At 49.6% G+C, this 13,382-nt stretch carries 11 protein-coding genes; 1 reads left to right on the top strand and 10 read right to left on the bottom strand.

The genetic code is table 11. The features are described from left to right. The first annotated feature begins 100 nt into the window (after positions 1–100). Positions 101–259, top strand: a complete 159-nt coding sequence (locus SB752_RS15005; RefSeq protein WP_410716433.1) for a hypothetical protein — start codon at positions 101–103, stop codon at positions 257–259. Between the two features lie 88 nt (positions 260–347). Here SB752_RS15005 and katG read toward each other — a convergent pair whose 3' ends face one another. The 10 genes from katG to SB752_RS14955 all read right to left on the bottom strand — a co-directional run bounded on the left by katG (position 348) and on the right by SB752_RS14955 (position 13,368). Beyond that, on the bottom strand, positions 348–2,531 hold the full coding sequence (katG, locus tag SB752_RS15000) for a catalase/peroxidase HPI (protein ID WP_410716432.1): 2,184 nt from the start codon (positions 2,529–2,531) through the stop codon (positions 348–350). A gap of 490 nt (positions 2,532–3,021) precedes the next feature. After that, positions 3,022–4,260, bottom strand: coding sequence for a staphylopine family metallophore export MFS transporter CntE (gene cntE, locus SB752_RS14995; RefSeq protein WP_410716431.1), 1,239 nt, complete (start codon positions 4,258–4,260; stop codon positions 3,022–3,024). Between the two features lie 32 nt (positions 4,261–4,292). Further along, the gene (locus SB752_RS14990) at positions 4,293–5,036 is read right to left on the bottom strand and encodes an ABC transporter ATP-binding protein (protein WP_410716600.1); all 744 of its coding nucleotides are present in this window, start codon (positions 5,034–5,036) and stop codon (positions 4,293–4,295) included. After that, the gene (gene cntD / locus SB752_RS14985; protein ID WP_410716430.1) at positions 5,023–5,847 is read right to left on the bottom strand and encodes a staphylopine uptake ABC transporter ATP-binding protein CntD; all 825 of its coding nucleotides are present in this window, start codon (positions 5,845–5,847) and stop codon (positions 5,023–5,025) included. Before cntD ends, SB752_RS14990 begins: the two co-directional genes overlap by 14 nt. Before the next feature lie 6 nt (positions 5,848–5,853). Then, positions 5,854–6,747, bottom strand: coding sequence for a staphylopine uptake ABC transporter permease subunit CntC (cntC, locus tag SB752_RS14980; RefSeq protein ID WP_410716429.1), 894 nt, complete (start codon positions 6,745–6,747; stop codon positions 5,854–5,856). Beyond that, positions 6,748–7,680, bottom strand: coding sequence for a nickel/cobalt ABC transporter permease (opp1B, locus tag SB752_RS14975; protein ID WP_410716428.1), 933 nt, complete (start codon positions 7,678–7,680; stop codon positions 6,748–6,750). Between the two features lie 48 nt (positions 7,681–7,728). Next, positions 7,729–9,336, bottom strand: coding sequence for a staphylopine-dependent metal ABC transporter substrate-binding lipoprotein (cntA, locus tag SB752_RS14970; protein WP_410716427.1), 1,608 nt, complete (start codon positions 9,334–9,336; stop codon positions 7,729–7,731). A 177-nt stretch (positions 9,337–9,513) separates the two neighbouring features. Beyond that, positions 9,514–10,893 carry a dihydrolipoyl dehydrogenase gene (gene lpdA / locus SB752_RS14965; RefSeq protein WP_410716426.1) on the bottom strand — a complete coding sequence of 460 codons (1,380 nt, stop codon included), beginning with the start codon at positions 10,891–10,893 and terminating at the stop codon, positions 9,514–9,516. Between the two features lie 12 nt (positions 10,894–10,905). Further along, the gene (locus SB752_RS14960) at positions 10,906–12,234 is read right to left on the bottom strand and encodes a dihydrolipoamide acetyltransferase family protein (protein WP_410716425.1); all 1,329 of its coding nucleotides are present in this window, start codon (positions 12,232–12,234) and stop codon (positions 10,906–10,908) included. A 96-nt stretch (positions 12,235–12,330) separates the two neighbouring features. Further along, a complete protein-coding gene (locus SB752_RS14955) occupies positions 12,331–13,368 on the bottom strand; it encodes an alpha-ketoacid dehydrogenase subunit beta (protein ID WP_410716424.1) in 1,038 nt (345 codons plus the stop codon). Positions 13,369–13,382 lie beyond the last annotated feature (14 nt).

The following is a 13,382-nucleotide window of genomic DNA, read 5'->3' as shown; positions in this document are numbered from 1 at the left end:
TTGCGCATCTTCAAGTGGAATTTGCTCAATTTTTCTGGATAGACATGGTGTTTTTTTGAAAATAATAAGATTGTTGAACATTAAATGGAGGTGGACTCTCATGCAAGAGGATCAACAAGTTAACGAGAATCTGAGTTCTGTTTTGAACCCAGAGTTTGCCGGAACGGATGCACAAAAGGTAAAACAAGAAATTGAAAAAGATCTGAGCCAAGGAATAGGTGCAATGACTTCTCGAGAGGCAGGAGCTATGCGCGACTAAAGCCTGACACCAAGACAAAGAAGCCATCGACTATGGAAAGGATGCCTTCCTAGTCGCTGGCTTCATATGAAAAGGGCTGTCGGAGCCGTTATTTTAGGTCAAAACGGTCTGCATTCATTACCTTGACCCAAGCAGCGATAAAGTCACGAACAAACTTTTCTTTGTTATCGTCTTGGGCATAAACTTCCGCAAGTGCGCGTAAAACGGAGTTCGAACCGAACACGAGGTCAACTCTCGTTGCTGTACGCACGACTTCACCGGTCTTGCGATCACGTCCTTCGTATACCCCGCCGTCTACAGGCTTCCACACTACTCCCATGTCAAGCAGGCTAACGAAGAAGTCGTTCGTAAGCGTTCCTACACGATCCGTAAATACACCGTGCGCCGTACCACCGTAGTTTGTACCTAGTACACGCATCCCGCCAATAAGTACAGTCATTTCTGGTGCAGTCAGATTTAGCAGCTGTGCCTTGTCTACTAGGAGTTCTTCTGCGCTCACACTATACTGTTTCTTCTGATAGTTGCGGAAACCATCAGCGACTGGCTCTAGCACGGCAAAGCTCTCTACATCTGTTTGCTCTTGTGTTGCTTCGCCGCGTCCAGGAGCAAAAGGAACTGTTACATCAAAGCCTGCATCCCGTGCAGCTTTTTCTACTGCAGCACTACCACCGAGTACAATCAAATCAGCAATGCTGACGTTCTTATCTAGTTCGTTTTGAATGCCTTCTAATACAGTCAGCACCTTTGTCAATTGTTCCGGCTGATTTACTTCCCACTCCTTCTGTGGAGCAAGACGGATGCGTGCACCATTTGCGCCGCCACGTTTATCTGAGGCACGGAAGGTACTAGCTGAAGCCCAAGCCGTTGTTACAAGCTCGCTAACTGTGAGTCCCGAAGCTAAGATCTTGGCTTTCAGATCTGCTATTTCTGCATCTGATAATTCATAATCTACTGCTGGTATAGGATCTTGCCAGACCAGCACTTCTTCTGGAACTTCTGGGCCTAGATATCTTGCACGAGGACCCATGTCACGGTGTATTAGCTTGAACCATGCACGAGCGAATGCATCTGCAAACTCTTCTGGGTTCTCATGGAAGCGTCGAGATATTTTCTCGTATTCCGGATCCATACGCATTGCCATATCAGCAGTGGTCATCATGGTCGGAACACGGATAGATGGATCTTCTGCATCTGGTGCTAGATCCTTCTCAGCAGGATTTACCGCAGCCCACTGATGTGCACCTGCCGGACTTTTTGTAAGCTCCCATTCGTAACCAAAAAGAAGATCAAAATAGCCATTATCCCACTGCGTTGGATTCGCAGTCCATGCCCCTTCAACACCACTGGTGATGGCGTCACGACCTTTGCCGCTGCCGTGCGTGCTTAGCCAGCCCAAGCCTTGTGCTTCGATAGGAGCAGCCTCTGGCTCTGGACCAACAAGGGCAGCATCTCCTGCACCGTGCGCCTTGCCAAAAGTGTGTCCGCCGGCTGTAAGTGCAACGGTTTCTTCATCGTTCATTCCCATACGTGCAAAGGTTTCGCGTATGTCGCGAGCACTTCCAAGCGGATCTGGCTTACCGTTTGGACCTTCTGGGTTCACATAGATCAGACCCATCTGAACGGCAGCCAGTGGATTCTCAAGGTCACGATCGCCTGTATACCGCTTATCACCCAGCCATTCCGTTTCGGTACCCCAGTAGATGTCTTCTTCTGGATGCCAGATATCTTCGCGTCCTCCACCAAAACCAAATGTCTTGCCGCCCATGGATTCAATAGCGACATTACCTGTTAGAACGAGCAAATCTGCCCACGAGATCTTGTTGCCATACTTTTGCTTAATCGGCCATAGCAGTCGGCGGGCTTTGTCGAGGTTACCGTTGTCTGGCCAACTATTCAGTGGAGCAAAACGCTGTGAGCCAGCTCCCGCTCCGCCGCGACCGTCACCTGTTCGATAAGTACCTGCTGCGTGCCAAGCCATACGGATAAAGAATGGACCATAATGGCCATAATCTGCAGGCCACCAGTCTTGACTGTTTGTCATTAGATCGTAAAGATCCTGCTTAAGAGCGAAGTAATCTAACTTTTTAAATTCCTCCGCATAATCAAAGTCTTCACCCATCGGATTAGATTTTCGGTCATGCTGGTGTAAAATATTCAAGTTCAACTGGTTGGGCCACCAGTCCCTGTTTGACGTACCACTAGATTTATGACTAGTTGCGCCGCCGTGGTGTACCGGGCACTTTCCAGTGTTAGCTGTGTTATTGGCGTCCATTCATGTCCCTCCTCAGTGTGTAAATGAAGTCGCGAATCATTATGCCTAAAGCAGTAAGAAACTTGCAAACTGGCTGACAAAAAACAACATTTTTCATGGACGGTTCAATGGAATATTTTGACTCATCCTCCCAAAAGGCTCGGGAAAGTCACTTACATACCAAGCCATTTATTTATATTGATTCTAAAATGATAATAACTATTTTTTATTAAAATAACAATCGTTTTTTTTATATAATCATTTGGGATAAACGGATCTCCACAAAAAGTCAGGAGACCTTTGTACTATTTGTATACTATTTGTCTTTTTACAAGGATATGCCTCCACTTTCCTTTGTCTGCCAAACGGACAAATCAGAAAAAGCCCTTCTCACGATTTTCCTGAAAGAGGGCTACTCTGATCACTCGGTTTACGCTTCCTGGTCATGAGCGAGCGTTATTATTGCTGCTAAGAAGCTAAAGGTAGTTCTACGATTCTTTCATTTACTTGGCTATAGATCGCTTTTCGTCATTGCTACATCGCTTTGCTTTGTTGATTGCCTCTCCCTCTCTGAGAGTGAACAGCGGTCATAAGCGACCAGAATCATCGCTGTTCCGAGGATCGTGCAAAGCATATACATCATGGAATAGGAGGTCAAATCAGCCACTGGCCCCATCACGATTCCTCCGAGCGAAACGCCAAGATCTGCCATGGCGATAAACAAACCGATCAGCACATTACGATTCTCTTTTGGTAATACGAAGCTTAAATAGGTCGTCAGTGTTGGATAAAGGAGTGCTTGCGCGACGCCCATTAATAGCGCCCCAGCATAAAATAGAACCGCTCCAGCAATTGTTGCCAAGCTGACGCATAACGAAGCCACGGCCAGCATTAGCATCGTGCCCATCATAAAAAAAGAATGCCATCGGCCATCGGAAGGAATTTTTCTCCTGAGCACAAAGCGTGCCGCAACGACAACTGCCGCCTGCAGCATCAAATATACGGCTGCGCTGCCCCTTTCAATCTGCGAAGCGTACAACGGAATAAATGTAGTTACGGCGCCGAAGATTAGCGATGCGCTCAACATTAGCACACTACTTTTGAACAAATGTGGATTATGTACCAATTGACCAAAGGATTGCAGCAGCACAGTCGCCTGGCTATGTTGTTCGGATTTACCTGAGGGCTCAGCTGACTTGGTGTCCATTTTTGCCGTATAGCCTACCACCCCAGTCAGAATTGCGATCGCGATCATAATGATTGCAAACAAGTTCATATCACCTGTATGCCAGATTCCTATTGCAAGCACAGGACCAATCATTCCCGGCAGATAGGAGCACATAGAATACATGGAGATGCCCTGCGACCGATCTTTGTCGGGAAGGGCGTCAATAATGCCAAGCTGCAATGCCATAGAAAAAAAGGCCGTGCATACCCCCTGCAGTACACGAGCAATAAAATATCCTCCTAGACCGGTAACGGCGTACATGACAAGCGCAACTCCGTTGACTAGCAAGATGACGCGCAGCACGTTAATAGGACCGTGACGTTGAATCAGCCCCCCAGCCCACGGACGGAAAAGCATGGTAGTAAAAAGATACGCTCCCATAATGACGCCAATCGACGTATTAGACGCTCCCAGTGCTTCCCCTTTTAAAGGGATCAAAACATTTAATATCGAATTGCCACTGAAATAAAATAACGTGAGCAAATACAGCCGCATAAACGGCCAGGCTAAAGCTCCTTTCACTGCTTGTGCTCCTTCCCCATTTATTGGTTAGGTTATGCCATGATCTTTTGCAGCAGCTCCTTTGCATAAGGTGATTGGACACTGCCCAGACGTTCGACGCCAACTATCTCCTCAATCCGGCCATTTCTCACGATCATAACCCTGTCGCACACATAGGCAGCTGCCTGGATATCGTGAGTGATAAAGATATAACCCATACCATGCGTGACCCTTAGGCTTTTTAGTAATTCAAGAACCTGCACTTGGACGGAGCCATCGAGAGAGCTAATTGCTTCGTCCAGCACCATGCATGCGGGTTCGGTGGAAACGGCTCTGGCAATGCAAACCCGCTGCGCTTCCCCGCCTGACAGCTCGTGGGGATATTTCGGAAGATAGGATGCATCCAGGCCGACCTGTACTAGCAGGTGCTCCATTTTACTTTTTCGCAGCTCCGGCTTCTCCTTTGCAAGCATTAACGGTTCAAGCATCGCCTGTTCCACTGTATAAAACGGATTAATTGAAGACGTATAGTCTTGAAATACCGCACTGATGCCTCCCCTCCTCGTACGGTAATCTGATACCGGTTTTCCATCCAGCATGATGCTGCCCCGATCTGGTTTCTCTATGCCCAGCAGCAATCGTCCCAGCGTCGATTTGCCACTCCCGCTTTCGCCAATAATGCCAAGGCATTCGCCCCTCTTCCATTCAAAGCTAATGTCGTACAGTACTTGCTGCTGCGTACTACTGAACCAGCCGCCTTTTTTATATGATTTGAATACGCCATCAACTATCAGCAACATCCTCGCCTCCCATAAGCTGCTTGAAATGACGCTGCAGAGCCAGCTTTGACGAAACAAGATAACGGGTATACGGATGGTTGGCGCGGGAGAAAATGTCTCCTGTCTCACCTTGCTCAACAATCTCTCCGTCCTTCATAACCAAAACATTATCAGCAATGCGTTTGACCACACCCAGATCGTGCGAGACAAAAATCATTGAGCAGCCAAGACGGTATCGCAATAGCATGAACTGTTCTACAACCTCGTACTGTGTAATGGCGTCTAGCGCTGTCGTTGGTTCGTCGGCGATGATGATGTCTGGTTCTAGCACGATAGCAAGTGCAATCATGACCCTTTGGAGCATGCCACCTGACAATTCATGCGGATAACGACTCATTACTGCCGTTGGGTCTTTGAAACCAACGCTCTCCATTGCTCGTTTAACGTTTTCGGTCATTTCGGTACGGCTCCAATGAGAAGTATGTATCCTAAGCGTTTCAAGCAGATGAGCACCGACTGGACGAGACGGATCAAATGCACGCATGCCATTCTGCATAATCATGCAGAGTTGCTTTCCTCTCAGCTTGCGCATCTGTTTCTCGGGAAGCTCGGACAAATTGATCCCATTCAGGATGATGTCGCCTGACTGATGAAGCCCGGGCCGATTCAGACGCATTAAAGCCCGGCAGGTCAGTGACTTTCCGCTTCCACTTTCCCCAACGATAGCAAGGCATTCCCCTTGTTTGAGACAGAAAGAGCTGTCCGGAACAAGCAGACGACCAGTGAGACGGTTCCATATTTTCAAATGATCGACTTCAAGCACATTCATGGCTGATTAGGCAACCTCCTTCCCTCGCAGCTTCGGTAAAAATGTCCCAATAGGTGTTTTCGTTCCATGTCTAGCACTTATCAATTTCGGATCAAGAGCAGTTTGAAGCGAATCGGACAAGAAATTGACCGCCGATACGACTACCATAATCGCTAGACCAGGAATCAACATCAGTTCCGGACGGGAGAACATGACCGATCTCGCTTCATTCAGCATCATGCCCCACTCTGCATTCGGTGCCTGAATACCCAGACCAAGAAAGGACAAGCCGGATATTTGCAATATCATGGACCCAAAGCTACTGCTTGATATAACAGCAATTTCAGGGAGAACGACTGGCATGATATGCTTCGCCATTATGCGGAAATGGCCAGCTCCGAGCGTTTTGGCAAACTTCACGTAATCCGCGTCCGCATATTGCATGACAGCAGTACGAATGATACGGGCGAACCATGCCCATTTCATCAGCACAAACGCGAGCAGTATGTTTTCTAGCCCCGCCCCCAGCATGCCAACAATCGCGAGCGTCATCACGTATCCCGGAAAAGAAAGCATGCAATCGCAAATTCGCATCAGCAGCGCATCCGTTTTCCCCTTGAAATAGCCTGCGATAAAACCGAGCACGGTACCGATAAATGCAGACGCGACTAACGCGACTAACACCCACAGAACGCTTGGACGAATACCGTAAATGAGCCGAGAAAGAACGCAGCGACCGAGATGGTCGTTGCCAAGCCAGTATTGCCAAGATACCTCTGCAAAGCGCAGCTCCATATGTACCTCATTCGGATCATGCGGCGCAAGTAAAGGTGCGCATAGGCCGATCAAAAGGGTTGACGTGACAATGGCAAGTGACACAGCCCCTAATTTATCCTTCGTCAATTGCTCAACCAGCTTCATTTAAAACTCCTTCCGCAGCTTGGGATTCAGGAACACATTGATAATGTCAGACACGGTATTGAATAACACGAAGGAAGAGGCCAGCACCAGCATATACGCCTGAATTATGGGAAAATCCCTGCTGAGTATCGATTTGACAGTCAATGTACCGAGACCAGGCCATGCGAAGATGCTTTCCACAACAACCGTGCTGCCCAAAATGATGGGTATCGCAAGACCGAACACCGATACAGCGACCTGTAAGGAATTGCGTAAAATGTGCAGCGTGATCCTTTTTTCTGGCAAGCCGCATGCTCTGCCATACAGAACGTAGTCTTCATGTAGATTACTCAGCATGGAGCTGCGGATCAGTCGGAAATAGATGCCTGCATATCCGACTACAATCACGGTTACTGGCAACACGTAGCTGCTATACGAGTCCATTCCACTGGTGGGAAACCAGTCCAGCTTCACGGAAAAATACCAAACCATCAGCGCCGCAAGCCAATAAGGCGGCATCGAGGTCAGCATAAAAGAAATGCCGCGAACGGATAGATCCAGTAGTTTTCCCTCTCTCAAAGCACAGACAATGCCAAGCCCAATTGATAGAACAAAAATGAAAATCGCCGAAACCAGTGTCAGTTTGAGGGTATTTAGCAAAGCCGGGCCAAGTAGCGACCATACCGGTTTTCCCGTAACGTAGGAGCTTCCGAAATCAAGCTGGATGCAGGAAGACAGCCAGTCAAAATACCTGATGAGCAGCGGCTGGTCCATGCCGAGCGCGGCTCTCGTCTCTGTAATTAGCTCATCGGTTACGATCGGCACTTCCTGTGCACGTAGGATAATCTCAGCTGGGTCCATCGGTGACAGATGGTTCAGCACAAATGACAAAAATGAAATGACAACAAGCAACGGCAATGCGATAAGAATACGTTTAACGATGTAACCGCCCATAATGTGTTTCTTTCACACCCCTTTCTCGGATCATCGTTTTTACGCCCTCTACTCGAAATGCATTCGTTCAAACGGAAGCTCGAATTGAGTTTGCTTGAACGAAACTCCTTGTAGACTAGCTGGAGCGACCACAGTTACGCTGCCGTTTGTCAACGGAATAAAGACCGCCTCGCTATGTACGATCGTCAAAATGTCGGTATAAAGCGCTTGTCTCGTTTTTTCGTCTGCAGATAACATTACTTCGTCAATTTTTCGGTAAAGGTCTTTTGCCTGAGGGATTCCGCTCGTTGTATAGCGATAGGACGACTCGGCGGCAAAGGCGGCTATCGTGCTCTGCGGATCATAGGCAAGTCCCCATGTTTGGTTGAAGAGCAGATCATAGTCGCCCTTTGCTCTCCGATTCGCAATGGAGCTTGATTCCTCACCGATCAATTCAAGCTTCATGCCGATCTTGGAAACCTCATTTTGAATCAGCTCAGCCTGTGTTTTCTGGGAAGAGGAATTTACATCATAATACAGCTTCATCGTGAGCGGGCGTCCCTCTTTCATCCGAACCTCACCATCTTTTGCTTCAATCCAGCCAGACTGCACCAGCAATCGCTTCGCGGCTTCCGGATCGTATTCACGCTTCTTCAATTCAATATTGGCGTAGGTTACATTGGTGGAAAAAAGCGTTTCCGCCGCCGTTTCCGTATCGCTGAAGATACTTTGGCTAATCGTCTTCCGGTCGATGGAGTGCCAGATTGCTTCGCGCACCGCTTTCTCGCTGACGGGGCTGTCAGACTTGCTGCTATTCGCTACGATCATCTTCGTATTCATCGGTTCACTGCGGACAATTTGATATGTTCCCGTATGAGTCAGTCGATTCATCGCTTCCACATCGATACTGTCAGCGCCGCGATCGTCTGTGAAAACAAAGTTGACCTCACCCTTTTGCAAAGCTAACAAAGTTGTCTCACCGGCAGGCAGGACTTTGCTTGTTATTCGCTTTACCTTTGGTGCCCCATTCCAGTAGTTTTCGTTTGCCTCGAAGCGCGCGTATTGATCGGTCACATGCTCGATCAGTTTATAAGGCCCGGTGCCATTAAAGCCCGCGACGCCGTCCTTCGTTTCTCCATTTTTAAAATCGTTAGGCGACAGAAATACATAGGGACGCGTCATTGATAGCTCGAGTAACGTTGGATAATACGGCTCCGTGAGCGTTAATCGGACTGTATGCTCATCGACTACACTAACATCCTTGAGTTTCGAGGACAGTTTGATCCAGGCATGCTTGCTCGCATTGCGCTGTACGGCTTCGATGTTTCTTTTGACCGCTTCAGAGTTAAATGGTGCACCATCGTGGAAAGAGACATCTTTTCGCAAATGGAAGATGTAGTCCTTGCCGTCTCCAGAGATGTCCCAAGATTCTGCCAGCAAGGGCTTGATCCCGTCCCTAGTGTTCTCGACCAACGATTCGTACACCATGCCCTGTGCCGCCATCGAGCCAGGGTACAAATGTGGGTTCATATCGTTTATATCTTTCGCCATTGCATAGACGAGCTCTCGCGTCTTGTCTGGCATCTCCGTGACACTGTTCGTGGTGTCGCTGCATCCAGTCAGCAAGCTAATGGCAAAAATACTCGCCAATAGCCCGGGTAAGGTTACTTTGTGCATCTGTTTATAACACTCCTTAAAAAGTAATGATTACGGTTTACCTTATATTATTACATCGTAATGATTACTATTATCGATGTCAATTGTTTTCTTTTTGAGAAAGTGTCAACAAAAACAAAAAAAACCAGAATGAATGCCATTCTGGTTTCCTGTATACCAATTCAGTTTTTTGTAAGGTTAACTGTGAATGGCGTGTCCGAGTGCCCCTCGAACCGCTTCCAACAGTGCCTCGGAGAGCGTAGGGTGCGGGGCGATGAAGCTCTCCATCGCATCCGCTGTCATCTCCGCATGCAGCAGGAGTGCCGCTTGCCCAATTAGCTCTGTTGCTCTCGGTCCGACGAGCGTAACACCGACAATCTCGTGATAGACTGGCTCTACCAGCACCTTCACTTTCCCAGAAGTCTCTTGCACAATCATCGCTTTGCCGTTGGCCGAAAAAGGAAATTCTCCGACGAGTAGTCCTTCATACTGGTCCCGAGCCTGGCATTCCGTCAAACCGACTGAAGCTACCTCTGGCGAAGTGTAGATACAGCGAGGAACAGCCCGAAAGTTGACGGTGACATCTTCTCCACATGCGCCGAGAGCAGCCACTTCGCCTTCGTGGAATGCAACATGGGCGAGCTGGATGCCACCTGCCACATCCCCGACGGCATAAATATGGGGCTGGCTTGTCTGCATCTGTTCATTTACCTCAATTCCCCGTGCTGTGCAACGAACACCTGCCCGATCAAGGCCGAGTCCAGATACACGAGGCTTTCGTCCAATTCCAACTAGCACTGCGTCTGCCATTACATCACGCATGCCCTCCGCAGTGCGGATGTGCGCCGTTTTGCTTGTTCGATCAAGCGATTTTACGCTGCTTTCGAGATGAATCTCAACACCCGACTGCCGAAGACTTTTCTTCAGAATACCAGCAATATCACTGTCTTCTCCGGGAAGGAGCTGTCCAGCCATTTCGATCAAAATGACTCGGCTGCCCATGCGACTGTATACAGAAGCAAATTCGCAGCCTATCACCCCTCCACCTACGATGAGCATGACAGGCGGGGCAGAGGGAAGCGACAAGCAATGACTGCTGCCTAAGACCCATTCTCCGTCAAAAGGTGCAAAAGGAAGGGCAATAGGCTCTGCACCTGTCGCTACGATATACTTTTCTGCCTCAATCACACTGATGCCGTCCGGGGTATGTACCTGCAAGGTGTGCTCATTCTGAAAGGACGCGCTACCGCGAATAACCTGCACCTGATTTCGCTTCATCAAATATTGTACGCCACCTGTCAGCTTACGAACGATGCCCTGCTTGTAATCGTGTACCTTCCCCCAATTGATCTGGGCTTGAGTCCCCGCACCCTCAATACCGAAGCGATCGGCATGCAAAACGTGCTGATACGTCTCTGCGCATTCTAGCAATGCCTTCGTCGGCATGCAGCCCTCGTTCAGGCACGTGCCGCCAAGTTCTTTTTGTTCAATCAGTACTACTTTTTTGCCACGCCGCGCCGCTGTGATCGCAGCTACGTAACCGGCAGGCCCTCCGCCAATGATTGCGATATCATGCATGCTCTCTTCCTCCTAGATCAGCAAGCTGTAGGGCTCTTCGAGATAACGTCTAACCTCGGCCAAAAATGCCGCTGCAGGAGCTCCGTCCAATACCCGATGATCAAAAGTCAGGGAGAGCGGCAACAAGCTACGCCGCTGTAGCTCACCGCCGATATATACGGGTGTATCTCTGGCTGCTCCGATTCCAAGGATGCCTGTTTCCGGCGGGTTCAAGACAGGCGTAAAGGTATCCACGCCATAGCTGCCGAGATTGGTGATTGTAAAGGTGGAGCCTTTCATTTCTTCGGGGGCAAGCTGATTTTGCCGGGCTTTTGTGCTGATAGTTTTGATCTCATGAGATAGCTCGGCAAGCGTTTTTGCTTCTGCATGGCGGATCACCGGAACGACAAGGCCCTTTTCCAAAGCCACCGCGATGCCTAAATGAACCTCTTCATAAATCTCGATGCTATTCTGCAAAAACGCGCTGTTCAACTGCTTGTGACGCAGGAGAGCGAGTACGACTGATCTAGCAATCCAATCTGTAACTGATAGCTTCAGCTGATGGCGAGCTTCCATTTCTGCAGACAGCTTTTCCCTCAGCTGTAAAAGCTCCGTAATGTCCGCCTGCATGTTGATCGTCAACTGTGCGCTCTGCTGCAAGCTCGTATGCATCCGTTCAGCGATGACCCTGCGCATGCCTGTAACCGGAATGCGCTCTAGCGTTTTTACAGGAGAAGGCTCTGTGGCTGGCGCAGCTGCGGTTGTGTCTGCCACGGCGGATTGTCCATTTGCTGCGGGCACGATTGACTCCTTCTTTGCTTGCTCTGTTTTCACATCTGCCCGTCCTCGAGCCTGAACTGCCCGTTCCACATCTTCCTTTGTAATCCGTCCCTGCGGCCCTGTTCCGATCAGAAGGGTGTAATCAACACCTTCTTCCTCTGCCATTTTACGGGCAACAGGAGATATTTTGATGCCATTGCGCGACTGTGGTGACAAAGAAGCTGCTGCTATCGCTACACTCGTTCGGGCTTCCTGCTGATCATGAACTGCCAGTGAAGCAGCTGATTCTGCCTGAGCATTTCCTGAAGCCGTAGCAGGGGTCGCGGCGACTGATACCAGCTCGCCCAGCTGACCTACTACACCAAGAACTGTCCCATATGGAACAACTCCTCCCTGCGGCACATCGATACTAAGCAGGACACCATCAGCCGGGGCCTCCACCTCCATCTCAATTTTTTCTGAGCTGATATCGACGATGCCCTCTCCCTTTTTCACCGGTTCGCCCGCCTGCTTCTTCCAAGCGATGACCGTTCCTTCCACCATTGCCATTCCCAGCTTGGGCATGATGATATTCTCTGCCATTTTCCTCTCTCCTCTCCTGCCAACGTTGTCCTCTGATTCATTGGCGAGGCACCCGACGTTCTCTGCTGCTGCCAGTCGGGTGCTCCCCAGTCAATTTTATGAAACGGCGGTGATCGAAGCGTCCCCGATCAACTCGGACACGGCCTGGATCACTTTTTCCGGAGAAGGCAGATACAAGTCCTCCAATACAGGCGAGAACGGAACGGGCGTATGCGGTGCTGTAACCCGCTTGATCGGTGCATCCAGGGTATCAAAGCCTTTGTCTGCCACAAGCGCAGCGATATCTGTAGCAATGCTGCAGCGCGGATTGGCCTCATCTATTACGATCAGACGATTTGTTTTCGCGACAGAAGCGAGGATCGTTTCCTCATCAAGCGGCGACAGTGTCCGCGGATCTACGACCTCTACCTCGATGCCTTTTTTTGCAAGCTGCTCTGCAGCCGTAAGCGCCGTTTGTACTTGCTTGCCGATTGCTACAATCGTGATGTCACTGCCAGTCCGCTTGATATCCGCCTTGCCAAGCGGTATGGTGTAGTATCCTTCTGGCACCTCTCCTGTCGTGTTATACAGTGTCTTGTCTTCGAAGAAAATGACCGGATCGTTGTCCTCGATGGAAGCGAGCAGCAAGCCCTTGGCCTCGTAAGGAGTGGATGGGACAACCACCTTGATCCCCGGAATGTGCGTGAACACCGCATACAGGCTCTGCGAATGCTGCGCCGCCGCCCTGAATCCAGCACCGTGCATGGTGCGGATCGTGACTGGCACTTGTGCCTTTCCGCCGAACATATAGCGGAACTTGGCCCCTTGGTTCATGACCTGGTCGAGGCAGCTGCCGATGAAATCGTTAAACATCAACTCAGCAATCGGCCGCATGCCGGTCGCGGCAGCTGCCATCGCTGCACCGATATAACCCGCTTCAGTAATCGGGGTATCCAGTACGCGATCACGCCCAAATTCCTGTACCAGACCCTTGGTGACTCCCAGTACGCCGCCCCATGCTTCATCGTCCTGCAAATGATCCACTTGTGCCCCGCCTGCGACGTCTTCCCCCATCAAAATAACATTCTCATCCGCACGCATGGCCAGCTTCATCGCTTCGTTCACCGCAGCTGAAAAACTGATTTTTCTCGTCATCTCATCCATCCCCC

Origin of the sequence: Brevibacillus sp. SIMBA_040, from assembly GCF_046535075.1 — a bacterium.
GTDB lineage: Bacteria > Bacillota > Bacilli > Brevibacillales > Brevibacillaceae > Brevibacillus.
This window is presented reverse-complemented; position numbering and strand designations above follow the sequence as displayed.